This is a genomic window from Achromobacter sp. (genome assembly GCF_032113835.1).
Taxonomy (GTDB): Bacteria; Pseudomonadota; Gammaproteobacteria; order Burkholderiales; family Burkholderiaceae_B; genus Achromobacter.
Window position 1 is genome coordinate 1 of the sequence record NZ_DAMCTG010000064.1, and the last position, 24,775, is coordinate 24,775.

Consider the following 24,775-nt stretch of genomic DNA (forward strand, 5'->3'; position numbering starts at 1 on the left):
CTGGCCATCCTGACGCCCGCCTACGGCACCGACGCCGACCGCATGGCCGACCAGGCGCGCTGGCTGGCGCGCGTCTTTCCCGGGCGCGCGTGGGTGGGGCTGAACCTGCTGCACCAGTCGCGCGACGACCTGCACCGCGCCGCCGTCGAGCACGCGGCCCAGGCCTCGCAACTGCCGATCGTGGCGGTCGGCCAGGTGCAGATGCATGTCCGCTCGCGCAAGCCGCTGCACGACACGCTGACCGGCATCCGCACCCGCCAGCAGGTGTCGCAATGCGGTTACGAACTGTCCGGCAATGCCGAGCAGCACCTGCGCAGCCGCATGCGGCTGGCCAGCTTGTACCCGCCCGACGCGCTGGCGCAGACCCTGGCGGTGGCTCGCCGCTGCACGTTTTCGCTGGACGAGCTGCATTACGAATATCCCGACGAAATCGTGCCGCCCGGCCACACGCCGGCCAGCTATCTGCGTCAGGAAGCGCTGGCCGGGGCGGAGCGGCGCTTTCCGCAGGGCGTGCCCGACAGCGTGACGGCGCAGATCGACAAGGAACTGGATCTCATCGCCGACCTCAACTACGAGGCCTACTTCCTGACCGTCTACGACATCGTGCAGTTCGCCCGCAACGCCGGCATCCTGTGCCAGGGCCGGGGCTCGGCCGCCAACTCCGCCGTCTGCTATTGCCTGGGCATCACCGCGGTGGACCCGCAGCGCGGCAACAACCTGTTCGAACGCTTCATCAGCAAGGAACGCAACGAACCGCCCGACATCGACGTCGACTTCGAACATCAGCGCCGCGAAGAAGTCATCCAGTACATCTACGGCAAATACGGCCGCGACCGCGCCGCCCTGACCGCGGTGGTCATCTCGTACCGGCCGCGCAGCGTGCTGCGCGACACGGGGCGCGCGCTGGGCGTGGACCCGGGCGTCATCGACGCCGTGGCCCGCGCGCACCAGTGGTGGGACGGCAAAAAGGAAATGCTGCGCACGCTGGGCGCCTGCGGCCTGGACCCGGAATCCCAGGTGGCGCGCCAGTGGGCGTCGCTGGCGCAGACCATGATGGGCTTTCCGCGCCACCTGTCCCAGCATCCCGGCGGCTTCGTGATCTCGCGCGGCAAGCTCTCGCGCCTGGTGCCCATCGAGAACGCCGCCATGGAAGACCGCAGCGTCGTGCAATGGGACAAGGACGACCTGGACGCCCTGAAGCTGCTGAAGGTCGACGTCCTGGCGCTGGGCATGCTGTCGGCCCTGCGCCGCACACTTGAACTGGCCAGCCAGCGCCGCGGCCAGCCGCTAGCCTTACAGGACATCCCGGAAGGCGACCTGCCCACCTACGACATGATCTGCGACGCCGACACCATCGGCGTGTTCCAGATCGAATCGCGCGCCCAGATGACGATGCTGCCGCGCCTGCGGCCGCGCGAATACTACGATCTGGTGGTGCAGGTGGCCATCGTGCGCCCCGGCCCCATCCAAGGGGGCATGGTCCATCCCTACCTGCGGCGGCGCCAGGGCAAGGAGGACGAAACCTACCCCAGCGAAAAAGTGCGCGGCGTGCTCAGCCGCACCATGGGCGTGCCCATCTTCCAGGAACAGGTCATGCAGATCGCCGTCGTGGCCGCTGGGTTTTCGCCCGGCGAGGCCGACCAGCTACGCCGGTCGATGGCGGCCTGGCGGCGCAAGGGCGGCGTGGACAAGTTCCGGGTCAAACTGGTGGGCGGGCTGCTGGCGCACGGCTACACGCTGGATTTTGCCGAAGCCCTGTTCCGCCAGGTGGAAGGATTTGGCGAATACGGCTTCCCGGAAAGCCACGCCGCCAGCTTCGCCCTGCTGGCGTATGCCAGCTCCTGGCTCAAGCGCCACGAACCGGAAGCCTTTCTGGCCGCCCTGCTCAATTCCCAGCCCATGGGTTTCTACGCGCCCGCGCAACTGGTGCAGGACGCGCGCCGCCACGGCGTCTGCGTGCTGCCCGCCGACGTCACCGTGAGCGGCTGGGATTCCGTGCTGGAAACGCTGCCCGACGGGCATCCGGGCGCCCGCCGCCGGCGGCATCCCCACGCGCCGGGCGCCGAAGCGTCGGGCGTCGATGCACCGGGCGTCGAAGCGTCGGGCGCCGATGCGCCGAGCGTCGCCACGCCGGGCATCGCCCCACCCCGCCCCGCCGTGCGATTGGGACTCAGCCTGCTCCAAGGCATGCGCGAGGACACCGCCCGCCGCATCGAAGCCGCCCGGGCCGACGCCCCCTTTGCCAACACCGCCGACCTCGCTCGCCGAGCCGGCCTGAATCGCCATGACCTGAATGCCCTGGCCGCGGGCGACGCGCTGCGCACCCTGGCCGGCCACCGGCGCCAGGCCAGTTGGGAAGCCGCCGCCAGCGTACAAAGCCGCGACCTGCTGCGGGACGCCGAAATCGTGGAAACCCAGGCCCCGCAACTGTCTGCCCCCTCCGAAAGCCAGACGGTGGCTGCCGACTACCGCAGCGTCGGCCTGACCCTCCACAGCCATCCCGTATCGCTGCTGCGCCCCCAACTGACCGCGCGCAATTTCCAGCCCGCCTCGGTGCTGAACGACTATCCCAACAAGCGCGTCGCGCGCGCCTGCGGCATCGTCACCGTGCGCCAGCGCCCCCAGACCTCCAAGGGCGTCATCTTCGTGACCCTCGAAGACGAGACCGGCCCGGTCAACGTAGTGGTCCGCCCTGACCTGATCGAACGCCAGCGCCGCGAGCTGCTGGGCGCCACCCTGCTGGGGGTGTTCGGGTCCTGGCAAAGCGTGGACGGCGTGCGCCACCTGATCGCGCAGCGGCTGGTGGACATGTCCGACCTCTTGGGCGGGCTGACGTCGCAGAGCCGCGACTTTCATTGATGCCCCGCTCGAGGTGTCTGACACCCTTGAAGCACCCCTCAAGCCTGAAGACCATCTATACGGGTGTCAGACACCTGGCGAACACCTGATGCGCGGCCCAGCCGCCTGCCGCTGTTGCCCGGTTGCACATGCCCGCGTCGCCTTGAGCACAGCGCCTCGCCGCTGGTCTATCATGGCTTTTTGTCCGCTCGATGTAAGGAGTCCTACATGATCCGCAAGCTGATCCCCTTCCTGCTGGTTGCCAGCCTGGCTGCGTGCGCCAATACCGGCGGTTCGCGCACCTCCAGCGCGCCGGCTTCCAGCTCCTCGAGCGCATCCTCTTCATCGAGCACCGGCGCCGGCGCTTCCTACGGTTCGTCCTCGGCCATGCCCGGCAGCAGCACCGGCAAGAGCTGCGACGCCGGCCCGCTGCAATCGCAGATCGGCCAGAAAGCCACGCCGTCCGTCATGGAAGACCTGCGCACGCGCAGCGGCAGCGCCACCGCGCGCATGCTGCGTCCGGGCCAGCTTGTCACCATGGAATACAACAACACCCGCCTGAACCTCATCGTCGACGACAAGGATGTGATGACGGCGATCCGCTGCGGTTAAATTCGCCCCGCGGCCGGACCCTGGTCCGGCCCATCGCCTTCTGCCTCGACGGGCCGCGCCGCCGGCGGCACATGGGGCAGGAAGGCGCCCGCCACTTCGAACGCGCACTCCTCGCGCGCAATGTCGATCACCCGGGATACCACCGGATTGACGATGTTCTTCTTGTGCACCGCGTAGTAGTTGATGGTCGGCAGGTCCGGCTTCACATTCAGCTGGCACAGCGCCCCCCGGGCCACCAGCGGCGCGAAGTACGCGCCCGGCAGATAGCTGATGCCCAATCCCAGCATCGTCAGTTGGGCCATCATGCCCAGGCTGTTGCAGGTCAGCACCCGCTTGACCGGCATCCCCTGTTCCGCGAACCACGCGTCATACAGGTGGGATAACGCCGAATTGGTGGGCTGGGAAATCACCGGATACGGCGCCAGATCCTGCGGCGTCAGCGCGGCGGCAAAATCGATGTCCAGCGCCGGACTGGCCATCCATACATTGGTGACTGCACCCAGGTGCGTGCAATCGTACTGGTAACCCCAGAAGGGCCCGGGCATGATCGCCAGATCCAGTTCGTCCTGTTCCAGCCGCTCGTAAAGGGTGATGCCGCCATCGATCTCGGGCATCAACTGCACGCGCGGGTAGCGCTGGCTGATCTGCTTGATCAGCCCGGCCAGCCAGGTCATGCCGACCAGTTCCGTCACGCCCAGCCGCACCACGCCTTCGAAGCTGGCCGGATCGGCCATGTTCTGCACGATGCGGCTGTTCAGTTCCAGCATCTGGCTGGCCAGCTCGAACAGCTTGCGCCCCTGCGGGGTCATCAGGAGTTTCTTGGCGCGCCGTTCGAACAAGGGCGAGCCGGCAAAGGCCTCGAGTTCCCCCACCCGCTTGGCGACGGCCGATTGGGTGGTGTGCAGCTTGCGCGACGACGCGCTGAAGCTGCCCAGTTCGGAACTCCAGTAGAAGGCCTCCAATTGCTTGAGGGTGTACATCGCCGCGGTCGAAGAAAAGCGCATGGAAACCCCAGACATTACCACCGCGGCCGATCGGCCCGGATCAACCGCGCGGATGCAGGATGTCCGCCAGGAAGCGTTGCGCGCGCGGATGCGCCGGGGCGCTGAAGAAGCGCTCGGGCGTATCCATCTCCAGGATTTCGCCCGCATCCATGAACACCACGCGGTCGCAGACGTCGCGCGCGAAGCCCATTTCGTGCGTCACGCACACCATCGTCATGCCGTCCTTGGCCAGGCCCTTCATCACCTGAAGCACCTCGCCCACCATTTCCGGATCCAGCGCGCTGGTCGGCTCATCGAACAGCATGACGGGCGGCTGCAGGGCCAGCGCGCGCGCGATCGCCACGCGCTGCTGCTGCCCGCCGGACAGCGATCCCGGATAGGCATCGATCTTGTGCGCCAGCCCCACGCGGTCGAGCAGGCTGCGCGCCAGTTCCACCGCTTCCTTGCGCGGCTGCTTGCGGATGTTCACGGGCGCGAAGATCACGTTTTCCAGCACGCTCATGTGCGGAAACAGGTTGAACTGCTGGAACACGAAGCCGATCTTCTGGCGTAGCGCGTTCAGGTTGGCGCCCTTGCCGTAGATATCCGCGCCGTCGATCATGATGCGGCCCTTTTCGATGGGTTCCAGCCGGTTGATCGTGCGGATCATCGTGGACTTGCCGGACCCGGACGGTCCGCACACCACCAGCACCTCGCCGCGCGCCACCGACAGGTCCACGTCCTTGAGCACATGATGCTCGCCGTACCACTTGTTCACTTTCTCGAGTTTGATCATGTTTTTTGTTCCTTTAAGCCATGGCCCGCGTGCGGCGGATGCGCAGGTCCAGCCAGCTCAACCCACGGCTCAGGCTGAAGCACACGATGAAGTAGATGATGGCCAGAATGCCGAACACCTGCAGCGGCTGGGTCAGCACCAGGTTGTTGACCTGGTTGGCGGCAAACGTCAGTTCGTTGACGCTGATGACGTAGCCCAGCGAGGTTTCCTTGATGGTCGACACGAACTGGCTCGTCATGCTGGGCAGCACGTTGAACAGCGCTTGCGGCAGCACCACCTTGCGCATCGTCGTCCAGTAGCCCACGCCCAGCGAGCGCGAGGCTTCGATCTGGCCGCGCGGCACCGCCTCGATGCCGGAGCGGATCACCTCGGACAGATACGCGCTTTCGTACACCACCAGGGCGAAGATCAGCGTCCAGAAGCCGCTGACCACCTGGCCCGTGATCTTGGGCACCACGAAATAGGCCCAGAAGATCAGCATCAGCAGCGGCATGCCGCGCACCACATTGACAAGCGCCTTGCTGGCCGTGCGCAGCCACCCGTAGGGACTAACCCGGGCCAGCGCGATCAAGAGCGCCAGCGGCAGGGACATCGCCAGGCCCAGCGCGGCCAGGATGAGCGTCAGCGCCAGTCCGCCGAGCGGACCGTTGGGGTATTGGCCCACCAGCAGCGTGGGCCAGTATTGCATCAGGAGATCAAGCACCATGGCCTCCGCGGTTCAGACGATAACGGGCGTAGATGCGCGATCCGAGCGCCATGATCAGGAACGATCCCAGCAGGTACATGATCGTCGCCGCGCCGAAGGTGGCGAAGGTGCGGTAGGTCTCGTTTTCGATTTCCCGCGCCTGGTAGGTCAGCTCCATCACCCCGATCGCCATGGCCACGCTGGTGTTCTTGAACAGCAGCAGCGCGCGCCCGACCAGCGGCGGAATGGAGATGCGCAGCGCCTGCGGCACGATGACGAAGCGCATGCATTGCAGATAGCTGGCGCCCAGCGCGCGGGCGGCCTCGAACTGCGTGCCGGGGATGGCGCGCAGCCCGCTGCGGATGTCTTCGGCAATGTAGGCGGCCGACCCCAGCGCCAGCGCGATGGCGGCCAGCGACATTTCGGCGTTGTGCGCGTACAGCCACATCCGGAACCCTTCGGGCAGCAGCTCCGGCATGCCGAAGTACCAGAACAGCACCTGCACCAGCAGCGGCACGTTGCGGTGGTATTCCACATAGGCGTCGACCAGCCAGCGGCACGGCGCAAGATTGGTGGCGCGCACGACCACCAGCGTCACCGCGATGGAGAACGCCATGACCCATGCAACGAGGAACAGTTGCACGGTGACCGCCATGCCGCTGAGCAGCAGTTGGTATTGGGAAGCGTCTAGAAAGCTCATAAACCTGTCAATCTCCTGCGTTCGGGCGCGCAACGCCAAGCATCACGGCTTCCCGCGCGTCGCCTTGCAAGACGCGGGAAGCCGTGATGGGATTTGGCGAACGGCAGCGCTCGGGTCGGCCCCTTAGCCGGCGATCGGGCCGATCTTGAAGCCGCGCTCCAGCTTGTAGGGGGTGTCGGGGCCAAACCACTTGTCGAACAGCTTGGCCGCCGCGCCCGAGTTTTCAGCCTCGTCCAGCGCCTGGTTCACCGTTTCCAGGAATCGCGGTTCGGACTTGCGCACGCCCAGGCCCCACGGCTCATCGAACACGGCCTTGGAGATCACGCTGACCGGCGCGGTGGGCGGGCTTTGCAGCACCAGACGCACCAGCACCAGCTCCGACGCAAACTGCGCGTCCACCTTCTTCTGCTGCAGCGCCAGGTACGTGGCCGAGCTGTCGCCGTAGCCGATGACCTGCGACTTGTCGAGAATGCGCTTGATCTCGCGTTCGGAGCTGGAACCCTTGGTGGCGCCGATCCGGCGGCCGTTCAGGGCTTCGATCGAGTCCAGGCCCGAATCCTTGCGCACCATCAGCTTTTGCGGGCTGACGTAATACGCGTGGCTGAAGGCGATCTGCTGCGCGCGGTCGGGCGAATAGCCCAGGTTGGCCGCCAGGATGTCCACGCGCCCTTCGTTCAGTTCGGGCACGCGCGCCGCCACCGACAACAGCTTGTAGTTGACCTTGACGCCCAGCTTGTCCGCGACGAGCTTGCACACGTCCACGTCATAGCCCACGAGCTGGCGCGTTGCGCCGTCCTGGAAGCTGAACGGCTGCGACGTGCCCAGCGTGCCGCAAACCAGCTCGCCGCGCGCCTTGATGTCGTCAAGCTGATCGGCGTGGGCAATTCCGCCCGCGGCCAGCGAAGCCAGGCCCAGGCAGGCGGCGAAGAGAGTGTGACGCTTCATGGTTCATTCCCCTTGAATGGTTGTTAGGTGTACAGACTGGCGATGACGCCGTATCGGTGCGAAAGCGTGGCCGTCAGGCCAGCTTGGCGCAGGCCTCGCGGATGGCGGCGCATCCCTGCCGGATATCGTCCAGCGAGGCGGCAAACGACAACCGGAACGTGCCGGGCGCGCCGTAGGCATGGCCGTCGATGACCGCCACGCCGGCTTCGCGCAGCAGGTAGTGCGTGAGGTCCGTGTCGCTGGCGATCACGTCGCCGGCCGGCGTCTTCTTGCCCAAGAGGCCCGAGCAATCCGGAAAGACATAGAACGCGCCCTGCGGCACGACGATGTCCAGGCCCGGCGCGCCGGACAATTCGGCGATCGCCAGGTCGCGGCGCTCGCGGAACACTTTGGCGAATTCGGCGACGCAGTCCTGCGGACCCGTCAGGGCTTCCAGCGCGGCCGCCTGGCTGACCGACGAGGCGCCCGACGTGCTTTGCGACTGCAGGATCGCCATCGCCTTGATCAGTTCGTCGGGACCGGCGCCGTAACCGATGCGCCAGCCCGTCATGGCATAGGCCTTGGACACGCCATTGACGACCAGCGTGCGGGCAGCCAGTTCCGGCGCCACCTGCAACGGATGCACCGTCGGCTCGCCGGTGAAGTTCAGGCGCGCGTAGATGTCGTCGGTCATCAGCCAGACGTGCGGATGACGCGCAAGGACCTCGGTCAGGCCGCGCAGTTCGTCGGCGGTGTAGACCGATCCCGTCGGGTTGCTGGGGGCATTCATCATCAGCCACTTGGTGCGGGGCGTGATGGCGCGTTCCAGCGCGTCGGGCGTCACCTTGTATTCGGTGGCGGGCGACGTTTCCACGGCCACCGGCACGCCGCCGTTGACCAGGACCATGTCCGGATACGACACCCAGAACGGCGCGGGAATCAGCACTTCGTCGCCATCGTTCAGCGTCGCGGCCAGGCCATTGAAGATCACCTGCTTGGCGCCGGTGCTGACGATGACGCGCGAAGCCGGGTATTCCACGCCGGTCGCTTCCAGCAGATGGGCTGCCGCGGCCTTGCGCAGGGCAACCGTGCCCTGCGCCGGCGGGTACTTGGTTTCGCCGCGGTTCATGGCGGCGGTGGCGGCCTGGCGGATGTGTTCGGGCGTCGAGAAGTCCGGTTCGCCGATCGTCAGGTCGATGATGCGGCGGCCTTGCTCGCGCAGTTCGGCAATGATGGCGCGCGCGGCAACGCTGGGCGACAGCTTGATGCGCTTGATGCGGTCGGCGACGATGCTCATTTGGCCGCTCCCATCTTTTCCGCCAGCGTCTTTTCCAGCCACGGCTTGGTGTACGTGCCGGCACGCAGCTTTTCCTTGGCCACGGCTTCGTCGGCTTCCTTCTTCAGGGCCAGCGCCAGCACCGCACTGGCGTGTTCGGCAGGAATCACCACCACGCCGTCGGCATCGCCCACGACCACGTCGCCGGGGTTGACCACCTGGCCGCCGACCGACACGGGCACGTTGATCTCGCCCGGACCGTCCTTGTAGGGGCCTTTGTGCGAAACGTCGCGGGCAAAGCAGCCGAATTCGCCCTGGGCGAACACGTCCGCATCGCGCACCGCGCCGTCGATCACGAAGCCCTCGATGCCGCGCGACTGCGCGTCCATCATCATCAGTTCGCCAACCAGCGCGTTGCTGGTGTCGCCCGCGCCGTCGACGACGATCACGTCGCCCGCGCCGCCCAGCGAAATCGCCTTGTGGATCATCAGGTTATCGCCCGGACGGGTCTTGACCGTGAGCGCCAGGCCGACCGTGCGGCGCGTGCCGGCGTGCAGCGGACGCAGGCCCGACACGCCGTACAGGCGATTCATGCAGTCGCTGATCTGGGCAGAGCCGATGCTGGCAAAACCGGCCAGCACGTCGGCGGCGACGGCCGTCGCGGGCCGGGAAAGAATGCGATATCCGATGGGATTCATAAGGAAAGTCAGGTGTGAATGCAGGAAGCGTTGAAGCGAACCTGCATTACAAAGCCGCGCAAGCCTTTCCTCAAAACGATATAAATTCCCAGCTATCCACGAATTTTTTTCGTGGATTAAGCCGTTTAAGGGTTATCCCTTATTCCTGCATCGACGCTCAGTCATCCCCGCCGCCAGACCCGCTGCGGGCTTCCGACAGCGCGACCGTCAGGTGCATGACCTTCTTCTTGAGCTGATCGCGTTCGTCTGTCAGCTTGGCCAGCAACTGGCGCAGCCGTGCGATTTCCGCCGGCATGTCCGCGATGTTTTCAATGGGTTCTTCGGGCGGCGCCTCGCGCGGCGGCGGCGCCTTGGCCTGCCGGACCTCCCGGGCGGCCTGCTGCAGTTCCTTGCGCCCGCCCGCAACCGCGGCGGTCTGCCGTTCGGCCGGCAGCGACGCCACGGCCGCCGCGGCGTTGATGGAGATGGCGCCTTCCTTCACCGCGCGCACCAGTTCCGGCGCCGCGGACTTCTGGATCTTTTCGATTTGACCGAGGGTATTGCTGCTGATGCGTGCGGCGCGCGCCAGCGCCTGGCGGCTGGGAACGGCGGGCTTCCAATCGGGATTGGCGTGACCGCGCATCGGCGCGGCGCTGGCCCCGGGCGCGTCCTCGTCCCAGGGCGGGGAATCGTCCGCCGGCGTACCGTCGGCGTGCGTACCCTCGGGCGGCGATCCTTGACCGCCGCCGTCCGGCCCACCTTCGGCCGCGGCACCCGCTTCCGGCCCGGTGCGCGCCAGCAGGATTTCCTTCTTGCGAAGCGCCAGCACCCCGCGCTGGAAGTCCGACACGCTGCGCCGGCCCAGATGATTCTCGATCATCCACAGATGCACGTCGTCCATGGACTTGAAGTGCGGATGCTGGATCGTCTGGAACGGGATGTTGTGCTTGACGCAGATGGCGTAGCGGTTGTGGCCGTCGATCAGCAGGTCGCCCCACAGGACCAGGGCGTCGCGGCACCCCTCGGCCAGCAGGCTGCGCTCCAGCGCGGCGTGTTCGTCCTCGGTCAGCGGGTCTATATAGGCACGCAGGCCTTCGTCTACTCTAATTTCCATGGTGTCCAAAAAAAGTCGGGCGGCGCCCTACGCCAGCCCCTGTCCGCGCAGCACGTCCTGGATCGCGGCCAGGCGCGCCACCGGGTCGGTCAGCCCCAGCAGGGTCGCCTTGTCGTCCGGCGGCAGCGGCAAGAGTTCGCACCAGCGGTTTGCCACCCAGCCGCAATCGTCCAGGCGGAACGGCCGCGCCAGCGGCATTCTCTCGGCGGGCACGCCGTCCTGCTGCCACTGCGCCACCAACCGGCCCAGCGCATCGGCGCTGGCCTGCATGGCCGCCGGCACGGGCGTGGGCGGGTCGTCGGGAATGGGCTCGGCCTCGCCCATCCAAAGGCCGTATTTTGCCACCTCGCTGGAACGCAGCCGAAAGCGCGAGGTGCCACGGCACCGGATTTCCAGCAAGGCAGGCATGGGCGCCTCCCAGGTTTCGACCCGGGCCATGGTGCCCACGGGCGACAGCGTCTCGACGCCTTCAGGCGAGCGGACCTCGCTGCCGGCCAACAGGCCCACGATGCCGAACTCGGTGTTTTCGGCAATGCTGCGGCGGATCATGTCCAGGTAGCGGACCTCGAAGATGCGCAGATGCACCACGCCCGCGGGAAACAGCGCGTTGGACAGCGGAAACAAGGGAATCAGCGACATGGCCGCCTCCTGTTCATTTCACGTGGAAGGCATCGTCCACCGGCACCTGCAGCGCCGTCGCCAGCGCGTTCGTCTGCGACGCCATCGCCATCACCGCCAGCAGCTCGGCGTGCTGGCCGTCGGTCATGCCCTTGGCCCGGGCCGAGGCCGTGTGGGAGTGGACGCAATACGAGCAGCCGTTGGCGGTGGACACCGCGATGTAGATCATCTCGCGCACCAGCGGCGACAGCTCGCCCTCGGCCATCATCACCGTCTTGAGCTGCTCCCAGACGCTGCGCATCCGCGGCGGATCGTTGGCCAGCGCCCGCCAGAAGTTGTTGACGAAGTCAGATTTGCGCGTGGCGCGGATGTCCTCGAACACCGCCCATGCCTCGGGATTTTTACGGATCTCGTCATCGCTCAGCAGCCTTACCGTGCTCATTGCCCCTCTCCATCGTGAAAAAACACCTCAGACCGGCGCGCCGCGGCGGCCCCTTTTGCCCCGTCCAGGAACAACATCGGCCGCTCAGGCGTTGCGGCCGTCGTACGGAATGCGGGTCAGCGCATTGAGGTCCACGGTTTCCAGGCAGCGCACGTTGACCGCCGCGGTCTCCTTGCCTTCGGCGCCCACGCCAAAGCCAAACGGCGCACAGCCGCAGTTGGCGCAGAAATGGTGCGAGATCACGTGCTTGTTGAAGGTGTACGTGGACATGGCCTGGGTGGACGACGTGATGCGCAAGGCCGCGCGCGGCACGAACCACAGCAGGTAGCCCTTGCGGCTGCAGTGCGAGCAATTACATTCCAGCACCTGGGACACTTCGCCATCGACTTCATAGGCGATCTGTCCGCAGTGGCAGCTTCCTTGTTGCATCGATTGTCTCCCGGCGGTTATCGGATCAGACTCCCATCATAGGCCCGCGCCGCCTGCCTTGGCCATGCGGACCGGCCGCACCCCAACCCGCACCCCACCCGGCCCCCCCACCCCGCACGGAGGCACCATGCCCCAGTTATCCGCGTATCTCAGTTTTGACGGCAATTGCGCCGAGGCCATGCGTTTCTACGAACGCGTGCTGGGCGGCCGCCTTGACGCGCTGATCCGCTACGCCGATGCGCCGCCCGATGCCGCCATGCCGGTGCTGTCGGACGAGGACGCCGGGCGCATCATGTACGCCCGCCTGACGCTGGACGAACAGACCTTGCTGGGCAGCGACGCCACCGCCGGCCATCCCTACCCCGGCAATCGGGGCGTGGCGCTGGCGCTGGTGTATCCCACCGTCTCGGACGCGCACCGCGTGTTCGACCACCTGGCCGAGGGCGGCAGCGTCACGATGCCGCTGCAAAAGACGTTCTGGGCCGAAGCCTACGGCGCGCTGGTCGATCGCTATGGCACGCGCTGGATGGTCAGCGGCGGCCGCCTGAGCCACTGAATCTCCCGGCGCTCAGCCTCGCGGGCCAAAGACGGATTTGGGCGTGCGGCCATGAAAGCGCGTGAATGCCGCGCTGAAGTTGGCAGGATGGCGATACCCGACGCGGTACGCCGCCTGCGCGACCTGGCAGCCGGTCTCCAGCAGCGCCCACGCGCGTTGCATGCGCAGTTCGGTCAGCAGCCGATGGGGAGTCGTGCCATACACGCGGCGAAATCCCTCCTTCAACTTGAACTCGTTCAAGCCGGTGGCCAGGCAGAGGTACTGCACGGTCAGGTCGCGGTCCATGTGCTTGCGCATCAGGGCGTGCGCGGCCTCGATCCGCGCCACGTCGGCGTCACTGAGGCGTCCGGCCTGCGGCGCGGGGGCTAGCGCACGCAATTGGCGCGACAGCAGCGTCAACGCGCGTATGTGCGTGTCCAGCGGGTCGTCACCATCGGCCAATGCGGCGCCCGCTGCAGCAAGATCGGCGCTGGTCCGGCCTTGCGCCAGGCAACGCACGCCGCCTTCGCCCAGCTGCGTCCGCGCCCGTTCGTCGCCCGCGTAGCGCCGCAGCACACGCTCGTTGACCAGCAGCCGCAGTTGCGACACCGCGCAGCCGGCCAGATAGCGGCGCTCGCCGGCGCTGCGCGCGAAAGCGGCGACCGTCGTGCGGCCGCCGCGGAACTCCATGCCCGCGCCGTCCGCCCCCTGAAACGACGACACGCCCTGCATGGCGAGCGTGACCGCCAGAATGCGCCCTTCCTGTCCGGCAATGCTCTCTTCGATCAGATCGCGCGTGGGCGCGTAGTGCGAATGCACCAGCGTCAGGCCGTCTTCGAAATCGAGCCGGTCGGTATGGCAGTCGCCAAGATCGGCGGGCAGCGCGTGTCGCCGCCAGCCGGCCCGCGCATTGCCGGCGGGCGTGGCGAGCGTTGAGGAAATCCGGGTGACCATGGTTTTGAACACGAAAGAATCCGGAATGCATACAAGATCAAATGATAGTAGTTCTCATCCGGCAATACCATCATCGGACGGCCGCGAACCGATGGCGGCTGCCCGATCAGGAAGACTCATGCATTCAGACCAAACCCATCCGCTGCAACCTTATTGGAACCTCGCCGCCGCGCCGGTGCAGGCCGCAGCTCTGGACGCCGCGTTGCAGTTCGGCGTGTTCGAACAGTTGCTCGAGCCCGCGAGCGCCGCGCAGGTGGCCGACGCGCTCGGCCTGCGGCCGTGGCAGACCGCCAGCCTGCTCGACATGCTGTGGAGCCTGGACCTTTTGCACCGCATCGACGGCACGCCGGCGCGCTATGTCTGCCAGGCGCACACCCGACAGCACTTCTGCAAGGACCAGCCCGGCTATTGCGCGGACGCGTGGCGCCACCGGCGGCGTTCGCTGGCGCATGTGGGCGATCAGTTGGCCGAACTCCTCAATCCCGATGGCCCCGTACCCGACCCCTATGTGCGGACCGATGCCAAAGGTTGGGCAGAGGCCGCGCGCGTGCAGATCGCGCAGGAACAGCGCGCGATGGCGGTGGCGGCGGCGCGTGAAGCGATCCGCTGCGTGCCCGGTGCGGCGCAGGCGCGGCGCATCCTGGATCTGGGCGGCGGGCCCGGGCTGATCGGCATCGACCTCGTGCAAGCCCACGACCAGGCCACCGGCGTCGTGTTCGACTGGCCCGAAACCGCCGCCGTGGCGCAGGAAAACATCGAACGCGCCGGGCTGTCCGATCGCATGGCGGTGCTTGGCGGCGACCTGGTGCGCGATCCCATCGGCCAGGACTACGACCTGATCTGGTGCTCGTCGGTGCTGCACTTCGTGCCGGACGTGGCCGCGGTGCTGCGCAAGATGCGCGACGCGCTGGCGCCGGGCGGGCTGCTGGTGATGGCCCATGCCGAAGTCCCGGCCGACGCGCGTGCGGCGGCCCGCGTGATGGCGTTCTACCTGCCCATGATGCTGCTGGGAAGGTGCGTGACGCGCCACGGAGACTTGCACCGTCTGCTGCTCGATACCGGTTTTACGGGCGTGAGCGGCTTCGATGCGCCGGCCTTTCCCATGGCGCCCTTGCATGTGCTGGCCGCTCGCCGGCCGCGGATCGAGGCCCGGATCTGAACGACGCGCGTCGCGTCAACCGCCCGGCCGGTGCGCCGCCAGCACCTCGTGCAATGACTGCGCCGCACCCTGCAGCACCGGCACCGCGCGCAGCAGATCGTCCAGCATGACGCGCGCCGTGGGCGCGTGGCAGGCCACCGCCGCCACCACGCGGTCCTCGCCGTCGCGCACCGGCACCGCCACCGCGCTCATGCCGCGCACGAACTCTTCGTTGTCGATGCCGATGCCGCGCGCGGCCAAGCGCTCCAGCTCGGCTTCCAGCCGGGCCGGGTCGGTGAACGTGCGCGGCGTATTGCGCGTCAGCGGCAGCCGCGCCAGCACGCGGCTGCGCTCCAGGCGATTCATCGACGCCAGAAACAGCTTGCCGCTCGCCGTGCAATGCATGGGCACGTGGCTGCCCACGGCAAAGAACAGGCGCAAGGGCTCGGACGTCTCGACGCGCTCCATGTAGACGACTTGGTCACCGTCCGGCGCGGTCAGGTTGCAGGTTTCGCCCAGTGTGCCCACCAGCTTGGTCAGCACCGCGCGGCACGCGCGCGTGAAGGCGCTGGCGCGCAGCGTGGCCAGCGCCAGCGATGTGGCCTGCGGCCCCGTCACGAAACCGTTTTCGGTCGGCGTGCCGGCGACAAAGCCCGCGCGCTGCATGGCCGCCAGCAGGCGCATTAGCGTGGTCTTGGGCATGTCCAGCCGCTGCGCAAGCTGCGCCAGCGTGGGCGGATGCTGCGCCCGCGCCAGGTGATCCAGCACCAGCAATGCCCGCAGCGAACGGGCGGCTTCCTGCTGCCCGCCCGGATCATCGGACCGGCCGTCGGCCGCCTGCTCCGATGCTGCACTGCGATTTTGAAACCGAAGCTGCATGTTCTGTTCCATTTGTCTTCCCCAGCGCGTGTTGTGCTTTGTTCTGTGCGCGTGCTTCCTAGAATCGCCTCAGATGCCGGCCTGGTCCGCATTGCGGAGCGCGAGCCGGTCGGACCTGCCGAACAATATAAGGGAGACCGCGCGGATATGTCCGATACCGTCGATTACATCGTGGTGGGCGCCGGCTCGGCCGGATGCGTGATGGCGAACCGGTTGAGTGCGGACGGCGCGCACACGGTGTGCCTGCTGGAGGCCGGACCCAAGGACACCTATCCCTGGATCCACATTCCCATCGGTTACGGCAAGACGATGTTCCACAAGGTGGTGAACTGGGGCTTCTACACGGATCCGGATCCCAACATGCTGGACCGCCGCATCTACTGGCCGCGCGGCCGCACGCTGGGCGGCTCCAGCGCCATCAACGGCCTCATCTACATCCGCGGGCAGCGCGACGACTACGACGCCTGGGCCGCGGCCGGCAATGCCGGCTGGGGCTGGGACGACTGCCTGCCATGGTTCCGCAAGCTGGAAAACAACGACCTGGGCCCCGGCCCCACCCGCGGCACGCAGGGTCCGCTGAACGCCACATCCATCAAGACGCCGCATCCGCTGGTGGAAGCGCTGATCGCCGCGGCGGGCAAGCTGGGCGTGCCGCACGTGCGCGACTTCAACAGTGGCGACCAGGAGGGCGTGGGCTATTACCAGCTGACCACGCGCAATGGCCGCCGCTGCTCCACCGCCGTGGCCTATCTGCGCCCCGCGCAGGACCGCCCCAACCTGCGCATCGAGACCGACGCGCACGCGATGGCCGTGCTGTTCGAAGGCAGCCGCGCCTGCGGGGTGCGCTACCGGCAAGGCGGCCAGGTCCGCACGCTGCGCGCCCGGCGCGAAGTCGTGCTGTGCGCGGGCGCCCTGCAATCGCCGCAACTGCTTCAGCTATCGGGCGTCGGCCCGGCCAGCCTGCTGCGCGAGTTCGGCATCGGCGTCGTGCGCGACCTGCCGGGCGTGGGCGAAAACCTGCAGGACCATCTGCAGATCCGCCTGATCTACGAGACCACCCGCCCCATCACCACCAACGACCAGTTGCGTTCCCTGACCGGCCGCGTGCGCATGGGGCTGCAATGGCTGCTGCTGCGCAGCGGACCGCTGGCCGTGGGCATCAATCAGGGTGGTCTCTTCTGCCGCGTCGATCCGGCCAGCCGCACGCCCGACACCCAGTTCCACTTCGCGACCCTGTCGGCCGACATGGCCGGCGGCAAGGTGCATCCGTTTTCTGGCTGCACGTATTCGGTGTGCCAGCTGCGGCCGACCTCGCGCGGCCGGGTGCGCCTGCGCAGCACGGACCCGTTCGAGGCGCCGTCCATGCAGCCCAATTACCTGTCGACGGAACTGGACCGCCGCATGGCGGTGGCCGCCGTCCGCTACGCCCGCCAGGTCGCGGCGACCGAACCGCTGTCCGGCCTGATGAAGCGCGAATTCCGGCCCGGCCCGGACGTGCAGACGGACGACGAGATCCTGCACTTCTGCCGCGAATATGGCGCCACCATCTTCCATCCGTCAGGCACGGCCAAGATGGGGCCGCGCAGCGATCCGCTGGCCGTGGTGGACGAGCGCCTGCGCGTGCACGGCGTGTCCGCGCTGCGCGTGGTGGATTGCTCGATCATGCCCACGCTGGTTTCGGGCAACACCAACGCGCCGGTCGTGATGCTGGCCGAGCGGGCGGCGGATTTCATGCTGCAAGACGTGCGGCAGGCGCGCTCGCAGACGGTGCGCACGCCTGCCCGGATGGAGATGACGGACCCCGGATAGAAAACGCATATCGCAGACAGACCCGGCCGCGGCAGCGCAGATTGCCAGGCCGACCCACCAAAGGAGACTGGACATGGCCAAGCAAAACGAAGCGGCGGTGCGCAAAGTCGTCACCGCCTCGCTGATCGGCGCCACCATCGAGTGGTACGACTTTTTCCTGTATGGCGTCGTCGCCGGCATCGTATTCAACAAGCTGTACTTTCCGACCGGCGACCCGCTGGTCTCGACCATGCTGGCGTACACGACGTTCGCCGTCGGCTTCGTCACGCGCCCGCTGGGCGGGCTGATCTTCGGCCACTTCGGCGACCGCATCGGCAGAAAGAGCATGCTGGTGATGACGCTGATGATCATGGGCATTGCCACCTTCCTGATTGGTCTGGTGCCCACGTACGACATGATCGGGATCTGGGCGCCGATCCTGCTGCTTCTCTTGCGCGTGTTCCAGGGTATCGGGCTGGGCGGCGAATGGGGCGGCGCGGTGCTCATGGCGTATGAGTACGCGCCACCGGAGAAGAAAGGCTTTTATGCGTCATTGCCGCAGATCGGGTTGGCCATCGGGCTGTGCCTGGCCTCCGGCACGGTGGCGCTGCTGTCCGTCCTGCTGACCGACGAGCAATTCATGGCGTGGGGCTGGCGCGTCGCCTTCCTGGCGTCCGCTGCCATGGTGGCCGTGGGCATGTACATCCGGCTCAACATCAAGGAGACGCCGGAGTTCACGGCGGTCAAGGCGCAGAACGCCGAAAGCCGCATCCCGTTCATGGACATGATGCGGCGTTACCCCGGCAACGTCGTCAAGGGCATGGGTGCGCGCTACATCGACGGTGTGTTCTTCAACGTCTTTGGCGTGTTTTCGATCTCGTTCCTGACGCAGTCGGTCAAGATCACGCGGACCGAGGCGCTGATCGGGGTGATGGCGGCGGCGCTGGTGATGTGCTTCTTCATCCCGTTCTTCGGCCGCCTGTCCGACCGCATCGGCCGCACACGCGTGTACTTCTGGGGATCGCTCATCACCGCTGCAGCGTCTTTCCCGGGCTTCTGGATGATGATCAACAGCGGCGGCAACGTGATGCTGATCTGGCTGGCCATCATCATTCCGTTCGGCATCCTGTATGCCGCCATCTACGGACCAGAGGCCGCGCTGTTCTGCGAGCTCTTCGACGCCAAGGTCCGCTACACCGGCATTTCGTTCGTCTACCAGTTCTCGGGCATCTTCGCGTCCGGCATCACGCCCATCATTGCCACCGCCCTGCTCAAGACCGGCGGCGGGCAGCCATGGCTGATCTGCCTGTACGTGCTGTTCGCGGGCGTGGTGTCGGCCTTCTGCGCGTGGCTGATCGGGCGCGGAAAGCAGCCGGTGGAGCTGGACGGCGCGGGCCAGCCGTCCATGCAGGGGGCCGGGCTGCGCAAGGCGTAGGCGGACGGCGGGCAGCGCGGAACGGTTCAGCGCGGAACGGTTCGGCGTGGGTCACAACCGCGGACCCGTCCCGCCCGCCCCGCTCAGTCCAGCGCCGCCTGCGGCGGCTGCTGGGCCGGCCAGCCGCCGCCCAGCGCCTTGAACAAGGTCGCCAGCGCCGCCTGCCGCTGGGCGCTGACGTCGATGTAAGTGATCTGATCCGTGTAGGCGCTGCGCTGCGCGTCCAGATAGCGCAGATGGCTGTCGACGCCGCCCCGGTAACGCGCCTCGGACAACAGCATGGCGATCTGGCTGGACTGCGCCAGCGCAAGGCGCGATGCCTCTTCGCGGCGCAGCGTCTCGGTCGCCACCAGCGCGTCGGACACCTCGCGGAACGCCGTCTGGATCGTCTTTTCATACTGCGCCACGGCGATGTCCTTGCGCACGCTGGCCAGGTCCAGATTGGCCATATTGCGCCCGCCGGCAAAGATCGGCAGCGTGATCTGCGGCGCGAATGACCATGCGCGCTGGCCGGATTCGAACAGGCCCGACAGGTCCGCGCTGGAACTGCCGAACAGCCCGGTCAGCGAAATGCTGGGAAAGAACGCCGCCCGCGCCGCGCCGATGCTGGCATTGCGCGCCTGCAACTGATGTTCGGCGGCCAGGATGTCCGGCCGGTTTTCCAAGAGCGCAGACGGCGCGCCCGCCGCGATCTCCTGCACCAGCATCGGGGCATCGGCCGTGCGCACCGGCAGGTACGGCGACAAGTCGCTGATCCCCACCAGCAGGCCGAGCGCATTGCCGGCCTGACGGACCTCGCGGTCCATGCGTTCCATTTCCGCGCGCGATTGCTCGGTCAGGCCCAGCGCTTCCTGGTAGTCCAGTGCGGTGGCCGTGCCCGCCTGACGGCGTTTGACGATCAGCTCCAGCGACGCCTCGCGGCTGGCCAGCGTCTGGCGGGTGACGTCCAGGCGGCGCTGCGCGCTGTCGCGGGCCACATAGGCCTGGATCACCTCGGCCACCAGGCTGATCTGCGCGCTGCGCGCCGTGGCCTCGGTCGACAGGTATTCCTGCAAAGCGGCGTCCGACAGGCTGCGCACGCGGCCGAACAGGTCCAGTTCAAATGCCGTGAGGCCCAGGCCGGCCTGATAGCTGCTTTGCACCGCCGACTCGCCGGTGGCGTTCAGGTCGCCGGGAACGCGTTGGCGCGTGCCGGTGCCCTGCGCATTGATGCCGGGCAGCCGGTCCGCACGCGTGATCTGGTACTGCGCCCGGGCCGCCTCGATGTTGAGCAGCGACTGACGCAGGTCGCGGTTGTTGGCCAGCGACAGCTCCACCAGCTTGCGCAAGGCGTCGTCGGTGACGAAGGACTGCCAGTCCAGCGTCTTCGCCGCGGATTCGCCGGGGCCCGTCGACGCCTGGCTCCAGTTTTCACCCACCGGCGACGCCGGACGTTCGTAGACAGGCGCCAGCGAGCAGCCCGCAAGCGCCGCGGTCAGCAGCAGCGCGGACATCCGCAGGGGAAAGAAGGTCTGCAACATGAATTACTCCTGCACCGTGCGCGGCGTGGCGTCGGGGGTGGGCGTGGACTTGGACGAGCCTTTGCCCCGCTTGCGCTGCACCAGCGACAGCACCCACACGAAGAAGATGGGGACGAAGATCACGCCCAGCAGCGTGGCGGTCAGCATGCCGCCGATCACGCCCACGCCCAGCGCGCGCTGGCTGGCCGCGCCCGCGCCGGTGGCCAGGGCCAGCGGCACCACGCCCAGGATGAACGCCAGCGACGTCATCACGATGGGTCGGAAGCGCAGCTTGGCGGCCTGGATGGCGGCGTCGGCCAGCGAATGGCCCTGCTCGCGCAGGCTCTTGGCAAACTCCACGATCAGGATGGCGTTCTTGGCCGCCAGCCCGATGATGGTGATGAGGCCCACCTTGAAATACACGTCGTTCGGCATGCCCAGCACCGTCACCGCCAGCACCGAACCTAGCGCGCCGATTGGCACGATCAGCATCACGGACGCCGGAATCGACCAGCTTTCATACAGCGCGACCATCAGCAGGAACACCACCAGGAACGCCAGCGCGAACAGCATGGGCGCCTGCGAGCCGGCAAACTTCTCCTGATACGACAGACCGGTCCACTCGTAGCCGATGCCTTCCGGCAGCCCCGCCACGATGCGCTCGATCTCGGCCATCGCCTGGCCGGTGCTGCTGCCCGGCATCGCGTCGCCCGCGATCTTGAATGCCGGATAGCCGTTGTAGCGGGAGATCTGCACGGGGCCGTTCTCCCACTCCGTCTTCACGAACGCGCTCAGCGGAACCATGCCGCCCGTCTTGTTGGGTACGTTCAGTTTCAGGATGCTTTCCGGGGTCATGCGGTCGCGCACGTCGGCCTGCACCACCACGCGCTGCAGGCGCCCGGCGTTGGCAAAGTCGTTGACCGTGGCCGAGCCGTAGGCCGCCGAGATCGCCGTGCTGATCACGTCAAAGCCCACGCCCAGCGCCTCGGCCTTCTCGCGGTCGATGTCCAGGCGCAACTGCGGCGCGTCGGCCAGGCCTTCCATCATGGCGTAGGCGATCACGGGCGAACTGTTGGCCTGCGCCAGCAGCTGGTTTCGTGCGTCGGTCAGCGCCGCGCGGCCCAGTCCGCCGCGGTCCTGCAGCCGCAGCGCGAAGCCGCCCGAATTGCCCAGGCCTTCGATGGGCGGCGGGTTGACGGCCATGACCGCGCCGTCGTCGATCACCGCAAAGCGCTCGTTCACGCTGGCGGCCACGTCGGTGGCCGACTGGCCCTCGCCGCGCTCGGACCAGTCCTTGAGCGTGGGGAACGCAATGCCCGCGTTCTGGCCCGTGCCCGAGAAGCTGAAGCCCATGACCGTGAAGGCGTCGCCCATCGCGTCCAGCGACAGCAGGTGCTGCTCGACGTCGGCCACCACCTTGTCGGTGCGCATGTGTGTCGCGCCCGGCGGCAGTTGGACGTCGACGATGACGTAGCCCTGGTCTTCCGGCGGAACGAACGATTCGGGAACGCGCACGTACAGCACGGCCAGCACCGCGACGATGGCCGCGTAGATGACCATGTAGCGGCCCGTGCGGCGCACCAGGCGCGTGTTCAGCGCCTCGAAGCGGCCGGTCAGGCGGTTGAAGACGCGGTTGAACCAGCCGAAGAAGCCCTTCTTTTCGTCGTGATGGCCCTTGGGGATGGGCTTGAGGAACGTGGCGCACAGCGCCGGCGTGAACGTCAGGGCCAAAAAGCCCGAGAACAGGATCGACACCGCCAGCGACAGCGAGAACTGCTGATAGATGACGCCGACGGAACCGCTCATGAACGCCAGCGGCAGGAACACCGCGGACAGCACCAGCGTGATGCCGACGATGGCGCCGGACACCTGCTCCATGGCCTTGACCGTGGCGTCGCGCGGCGACAGTCCTTCCTCGGCCATGATGCGTTCGACGTTCTCGACCACGACGATGGCATCGTCCACCAGAATCCCGATGGCCAGCACCATGCCGAACATGGTCATCATGTTGACCGAGAAGCCCAGCACCGACATCACCGCAAACGTGCCCAGCAGGCACACGGGCACCACGATCGTCGGGATCAGCGTGTAGCGGAAGTTCTGCAGGAACAGGAACATCACCAGGAAGACCAGCACCATCGCTTCCAGCAGCGTGTGCACCACCTTCGTGATCGCCACGCTGACGAACTTGGAGGTGTCGAACGGCACCGAATATTCAACGTCTTCGGGGAACGAGGCTGACAGCTCTTCCAAGCGCGCGTTCACGGCCTTGACGGTGTCGATGGCGTTGGCGCCCGGCGCAAGCTGCACGGCCGCGCCCACGGACTTCTTGCCGTTCAGGCGCGTTTCGAAGTCATAGCTCTGGCGGCCGACTTCCAGACGCGCCACGTCGGCCAGGCGCACGGACGAGCCGTCCGGGTTGGCACGCAGGACGATGCGTCCGAATTCATCCGGATTGTCCAGCGTGCCCTTCACGGCCAGCGTCGCGGTCAGTTCCTGCTCCGGCGCGCCGGGACGGCTGCCGAAGCTGCCGGCCGGCACCTGCACGTTCTGCGCGGCAATGGCCGCGTTGACGTCGGCCACGGACAAGCCCAGGCCCAGCAGCTTCTGCGGATCGATCCACACGCGCATGGCGGCTTCGGCGCCGAAGAACTGCACCTTGCCCACGCCGTTCACGCGGCGGATTTCGTTATTGATGTGGCGTGCGGCGTAGTCGGACAGGCCGACCACGTCCTTGTGCGCGTCATCGCCCTTGTACGTCAGGGCGTAGATCATCAGGAAGTTCGAGCTGGCCTGCTCGACCTGCAGACCCTGCTGCGTCACGGCCGTGGGCAGGCGCGCCTCGGCCTTCTTGATGCGGTTCTGCACGTCCACCTGCGCCAGGTCGGGGTCCGTGCCCGGCTGGAACGTGACGGTGATTTCCGCGCTGCCGCTCGAACTGCTGGACGACTCGTAGTACAGCATGTTCTTCGCGCCGTTCAGCTCTTCCTCGATGACGCTGGTCACCGAATCGACCAGCACCGTCGCGGACGCGCCCGGATAGGTGGCGGCAATCGTCACCTGCGGCGGCGCGACCACCGGAAACTGCGACACGGGCAGCGACGGAATCGCCAGCAGCCCCGCGAGCGAGATGAAGATGGCCACCACCCAGGCGAAATTGGGGCGGCCAATGAAAAACTTGGACATGGTCTAACCTTGGATTTGCGCGCGATTCATGAGGGCCGCTTATTGCTTGGCGGACGCAGCGGTATCGCCGGCGGCGGCCACCTTGGGCTCGTTCGCGGGCGTCACGCTGACTTTCTGGCCGGGCACGGCGGCGCTGACGCCGCCCACGATCACCCGGTCGCCGGGGGCCAGGCCCTCGGTGATGTGCCAGTCGCCGCCGCGCATCGTGCCCGTCTGCACCGTGCGGGTCTCCACGACGTCCTCCGCGCCGACCACCAGCACTTGCGGCTTGCCATCGGTGCTGCGCGTGACGGCGCGCTGCGGGACCAGGATCGCTTCCGGGTCCACGCCCTGGTGCGTGCGCACCCGGACATACATGCCCGGCAGCAGCAGCACGTCGGGGTTGGCGAACTCGCCGCGCAGGGCCACCTGGCCGGTGCTGCGATCCACGGCGATGTCCGAGAACAGCAGGCGCCCTTCGCGCTGCTGGTCGGTGCCGTCGATCGTGATGGAGATGCTGGCGCCCTCGCCTTCGCCCAGGCTGCCGTTCTGCATGGCGGCGCGCATGCGCAACATGTCGCCGACGGGCTGGTTGAAGTCCACGTAGACCGGATCCAGTTGCTGGATCGTCGCCATCGGCGTGGCCTCGTTCTGCCCCACCAACGCGCCTTCGGTGACCTGCGCGCGTCCGATGCGGCCCGAGATGGGCGCCTTGACGGTGGCGTAGTCCAGGTTCAGTTGCGCGGTCTCGACGTCGGCCTGGGCCGAGCGGCGCGCGGCCAACGCGCTCTTGAGCGTGGTGTTGGCCGTGTCGAAGTCCTGCTGGCTGACCGCTTCGATCTTGACCAGGGGCGTGTAGCGCTTGACCACCGCCTGCGCGTCGGACACGGCGGCCTGGGCCTTGGCCAACTCGCCTTGTGCGCGCGACAAGGCCGCCTTGAACGGCGCGGGGTCGATGCGGAACAGCACGTCGCCGGCCTTGACGTCGGCGCCTTCCACGAAATCGCGGCTCAGCACGATGCCGGCCACGCGGGCACGGACCTCGGCCACGCGCATGGGTTCGACCCGGCCGGGCAGTTCGCTGATCAGCGTGTAGCGCTGGGGTTGCACCGCCACCGCCTGGACCGGACGCGGCCCCGCCGCCTGCGGCTCACCGCCCTCGGACCCACCGCAACCGGCCAACAGGATCGCCGTCGCCAACACCGCCAGGGGCAGTTGCCATGCTTTGTTCACCTTCATTACTACCCCCGCGCAGCGCGTTTTGAATTCAAAGAGACGCCGATGCTAC

22 protein-coding genes are annotated in these 24,775 nt (G+C 67.3%); 6 read left to right on the forward strand and 16 right to left on the reverse strand.

Annotation, left to right across the window (positions count from 1 at the left end):
• Together RT697_RS19610 and RT697_RS19615 are read left to right on the forward strand one after the other, a co-directional pair.
• Positions 1 to 2,859 (forward strand): error-prone DNA polymerase (locus RT697_RS19610; RefSeq protein WP_313701164.1); only part of this gene is annotated, 2,859 nt, incomplete at its 5' end.
• A gap of 207 nt (positions 2,860 to 3,066) precedes the next feature.
• A complete protein-coding gene (locus tag RT697_RS19615) occupies positions 3,067 to 3,450 on the forward strand; it encodes an I78 family peptidase inhibitor (RefSeq protein ID WP_313701165.1) in 384 nt (127 codons plus the stop codon).
• On the opposite strand, the gene RT697_RS19620 is transcribed toward RT697_RS19615, so the two are convergent.
• The 11 genes from RT697_RS19620 to RT697_RS19670 form a co-directional block, all read right to left on the reverse strand.
• Positions 3,447 to 4,469 carry a LysR family transcriptional regulator gene (locus tag RT697_RS19620; RefSeq protein ID WP_409517465.1) on the reverse strand — a complete coding sequence of 341 codons (1,023 nt, stop codon included), beginning with the start codon at positions 4,467 to 4,469 and terminating at the stop codon, positions 3,447 to 3,449. The two genes, RT697_RS19615 and RT697_RS19620, sit on opposite strands and share 4 nt — an antisense overlap.
• 25 nt (positions 4,470 to 4,494) lie before the next feature.
• Complete coding sequence (locus tag RT697_RS19625) at positions 4,495 to 5,229, reverse strand: amino acid ABC transporter ATP-binding protein (protein ID WP_313701167.1); 735 nt, start codon at positions 5,227 to 5,229, stop codon at positions 4,495 to 4,497.
• Between the two features lie 13 nt (positions 5,230 to 5,242).
• Complete coding sequence (locus RT697_RS19630; RefSeq protein ID WP_191579488.1) at positions 5,243 to 5,932, reverse strand: amino acid ABC transporter permease; 690 nt, start codon at positions 5,930 to 5,932, stop codon at positions 5,243 to 5,245.
• Positions 5,925 to 6,614 (reverse strand): amino acid ABC transporter permease, encoded by a 690-nt coding sequence (locus tag RT697_RS19635; RefSeq protein ID WP_056560585.1) that lies wholly within the window; start codon positions 6,612 to 6,614, stop codon positions 5,925 to 5,927. Before RT697_RS19635 ends, RT697_RS19630 begins: the two co-directional genes overlap by 8 nt.
• A 123-nt stretch (positions 6,615 to 6,737) precedes the next feature.
• Positions 6,738 to 7,559 (reverse strand): ABC transporter substrate-binding protein, encoded by an 822-nt coding sequence (locus RT697_RS19640; protein ID WP_313701169.1) that lies wholly within the window; start codon positions 7,557 to 7,559, stop codon positions 6,738 to 6,740.
• A 73-nt stretch (positions 7,560 to 7,632) separates the two neighbouring features.
• On the reverse strand, positions 7,633 to 8,835 hold the full coding sequence (locus RT697_RS19645; protein ID WP_313701171.1) for an aminotransferase class I/II-fold pyridoxal phosphate-dependent enzyme: 1,203 nt from the start codon (positions 8,833 to 8,835) through the stop codon (positions 7,633 to 7,635).
• On the reverse strand, positions 8,832 to 9,512 hold the full coding sequence (locus RT697_RS19650) for an RraA family protein (RefSeq protein ID WP_313701172.1): 681 nt from the start codon (positions 9,510 to 9,512) through the stop codon (positions 8,832 to 8,834). Before RT697_RS19650 ends, RT697_RS19645 begins: the two co-directional genes overlap by 4 nt.
• A gap of 157 nt (positions 9,513 to 9,669) precedes the next feature.
• Positions 9,670 to 10,605, reverse strand: a complete 936-nt coding sequence (locus RT697_RS19655; protein WP_313701174.1) for a hypothetical protein — start codon at positions 10,603 to 10,605, stop codon at positions 9,670 to 9,672.
• A 27-nt stretch (positions 10,606 to 10,632) separates the two neighbouring features.
• Positions 10,633 to 11,244: an LON peptidase substrate-binding domain-containing protein gene (locus RT697_RS19660; protein WP_313701175.1), complete on the reverse strand. Its 612-nt coding sequence runs from the start codon at positions 11,242 to 11,244 to the stop codon at positions 10,633 to 10,635.
• Positions 11,245 to 11,257: 13 nt separating this feature from the next.
• Entirely contained in the window at positions 11,258 to 11,665 is a 408-nt protein-coding gene (locus RT697_RS19665; protein WP_313701177.1) for a carboxymuconolactone decarboxylase family protein, read from the reverse strand.
• Between the two features lie 84 nt (positions 11,666 to 11,749).
• On the reverse strand, positions 11,750 to 12,094 hold the full coding sequence (locus RT697_RS19670; protein WP_313701179.1) for a GFA family protein: 345 nt from the start codon (positions 12,092 to 12,094) through the stop codon (positions 11,750 to 11,752).
• A 127-nt stretch (positions 12,095 to 12,221) separates the two neighbouring features.
• On the opposite strand from RT697_RS19670, the gene RT697_RS19675 reads away from it, so the two are divergent.
• Positions 12,222 to 12,650, forward strand: coding sequence for a VOC family protein (locus tag RT697_RS19675; protein WP_313701181.1), 429 nt, complete (start codon positions 12,222 to 12,224; stop codon positions 12,648 to 12,650).
• 12 nt (positions 12,651 to 12,662) lie between these two features.
• On the opposite strand, the gene RT697_RS19680 is transcribed toward RT697_RS19675, so the two are convergent.
• Positions 12,663 to 13,595, reverse strand: a complete 933-nt coding sequence (locus RT697_RS19680; RefSeq protein ID WP_313701183.1) for an AraC family transcriptional regulator — start codon at positions 13,593 to 13,595, stop codon at positions 12,663 to 12,665.
• 106 nt (positions 13,596 to 13,701) lie between these two features.
• On the opposite strand from RT697_RS19680, the gene RT697_RS19685 reads away from it, so the two are divergent.
• Complete coding sequence (locus RT697_RS19685; RefSeq protein ID WP_313701184.1) at positions 13,702 to 14,742, forward strand: methyltransferase; 1,041 nt, start codon at positions 13,702 to 13,704, stop codon at positions 14,740 to 14,742.
• A gap of 15 nt (positions 14,743 to 14,757) precedes the next feature.
• On the opposite strand, the gene RT697_RS19690 is transcribed toward RT697_RS19685, so the two are convergent.
• Positions 14,758 to 15,612 carry an IclR family transcriptional regulator gene (locus tag RT697_RS19690; RefSeq protein ID WP_313701185.1) on the reverse strand — a complete coding sequence of 285 codons (855 nt, stop codon included), beginning with the start codon at positions 15,610 to 15,612 and terminating at the stop codon, positions 14,758 to 14,760.
• Positions 15,613 to 15,747: 135 nt separating this feature from the next.
• Here RT697_RS19690 and RT697_RS19695 point away from each other — a divergent pair, with 135 nt between their 5' ends.
• Complete coding sequence (locus tag RT697_RS19695; protein ID WP_313701186.1) at positions 15,748 to 17,409, forward strand: choline dehydrogenase; 1,662 nt, start codon at positions 15,748 to 15,750, stop codon at positions 17,407 to 17,409.
• Positions 17,410 to 17,482: 73 nt separating this feature from the next.
• Positions 17,483 to 18,823: an MFS transporter gene (locus tag RT697_RS19700; RefSeq protein WP_313701187.1), complete on the forward strand. Its 1,341-nt coding sequence runs from the start codon at positions 17,483 to 17,485 to the stop codon at positions 18,821 to 18,823.
• An 83-nt stretch (positions 18,824 to 18,906) separates the two neighbouring features.
• On the opposite strand, the gene RT697_RS19705 is transcribed toward RT697_RS19700, so the two are convergent.
• Genes RT697_RS19705 through RT697_RS19715 form a run of 3 tightly spaced genes read right to left on the reverse strand, consistent with a single transcriptional unit; the run spans position 18,907 to position 24,726 of the window.
• Complete coding sequence (locus RT697_RS19705) at positions 18,907 to 20,343, reverse strand: efflux transporter outer membrane subunit (protein ID WP_313701189.1); 1,437 nt, start codon at positions 20,341 to 20,343, stop codon at positions 18,907 to 18,909.
• A 3-nt stretch (positions 20,344 to 20,346) separates the two neighbouring features.
• Positions 20,347 to 23,508, reverse strand: coding sequence for an efflux RND transporter permease subunit (locus tag RT697_RS19710; RefSeq protein ID WP_313701191.1), 3,162 nt, complete (start codon positions 23,506 to 23,508; stop codon positions 20,347 to 20,349).
• 39 nt (positions 23,509 to 23,547) lie between these two features.
• Complete coding sequence (locus RT697_RS19715; protein WP_313701193.1) at positions 23,548 to 24,726, reverse strand: efflux RND transporter periplasmic adaptor subunit; 1,179 nt, start codon at positions 24,724 to 24,726, stop codon at positions 23,548 to 23,550.
• Positions 24,727 to 24,775 lie beyond the last annotated feature (49 nt).

Bases quoted from the DNA above. Each gene is read 5' to 3' on its own strand.
- RT697_RS19655 (WP_313701174.1), bottom strand. From the start codon at position 10,605: ATGGAAATTAGAGTAGACGAAGGCCTGCGTGCCTATATAGACCCGCTG.
- RT697_RS19665 (WP_313701177.1), bottom strand. From the start codon at position 11,665: ATGAGCACGGTAAGGCTGCTGAGCGATGACGAGATCCGTAAAAATCCC.
- RT697_RS19640 (WP_313701169.1), bottom strand. From the start codon at position 7,559: ATGAAGCGTCACACTCTCTTCGCCGCCTGCCTGGGCCTGGCTTCGCTG.
- RT697_RS19625 (WP_313701167.1), bottom strand. From the start codon at position 5,229: ATGATCAAACTCGAGAAAGTGAACAAGTGGTACGGCGAGCATCATGTG.
- RT697_RS19700 (WP_313701187.1), top strand. From the start codon at position 17,483: ATGGCCAAGCAAAACGAAGCGGCGGTGCGCAAAGTCGTCACCGCCTCG.
- RT697_RS19645 (WP_313701171.1), bottom strand. From the start codon at position 8,835: ATGAGCATCGTCGCCGACCGCATCAAGCGCATCAAGCTGTCGCCCAGC.
- RT697_RS19620 (WP_409517465.1), bottom strand. From the start codon at position 4,469: ATGTCTGGGGTTTCCATGCGCTTTTCTTCGACCGCGGCGATGTACACC.
- RT697_RS19615 (WP_313701165.1), top strand. From the start codon at position 3,067: ATGATCCGCAAGCTGATCCCCTTCCTGCTGGTTGCCAGCCTGGCTGCG.
- RT697_RS19650 (WP_313701172.1), bottom strand. From the start codon at position 9,512: ATGAATCCCATCGGATATCGCATTCTTTCCCGGCCCGCGACGGCCGTC.
- RT697_RS19675 (WP_313701181.1), top strand. From the start codon at position 12,222: ATGCCCCAGTTATCCGCGTATCTCAGTTTTGACGGCAATTGCGCCGAG.
- RT697_RS19635 (WP_056560585.1), bottom strand. From the start codon at position 6,614: ATGAGCTTTCTAGACGCTTCCCAATACCAACTGCTGCTCAGCGGCATG.
- RT697_RS19715 (WP_313701193.1), bottom strand. From the start codon at position 24,726: ATGAAGGTGAACAAAGCATGGCAACTGCCCCTGGCGGTGTTGGCGACG.
- RT697_RS19685 (WP_313701184.1), top strand. From the start codon at position 13,702: ATGCATTCAGACCAAACCCATCCGCTGCAACCTTATTGGAACCTCGCC.
- RT697_RS19660 (WP_313701175.1), bottom strand. From the start codon at position 11,244: ATGTCGCTGATTCCCTTGTTTCCGCTGTCCAACGCGCTGTTTCCCGCG.
- RT697_RS19670 (WP_313701179.1), bottom strand. From the start codon at position 12,094: ATGCAACAAGGAAGCTGCCACTGCGGACAGATCGCCTATGAAGTCGAT.
- RT697_RS19690 (WP_313701185.1), bottom strand. From the start codon at position 15,612: ATGGAACAGAACATGCAGCTTCGGTTTCAAAATCGCAGTGCAGCATCG.
- RT697_RS19705 (WP_313701189.1), bottom strand. From the start codon at position 20,343: ATGTTGCAGACCTTCTTTCCCCTGCGGATGTCCGCGCTGCTGCTGACC.
- RT697_RS19710 (WP_313701191.1), bottom strand. From the start codon at position 23,508: ATGTCCAAGTTTTTCATTGGCCGCCCCAATTTCGCCTGGGTGGTGGCC.
- RT697_RS19695 (WP_313701186.1), top strand. From the start codon at position 15,748: ATGTCCGATACCGTCGATTACATCGTGGTGGGCGCCGGCTCGGCCGGA.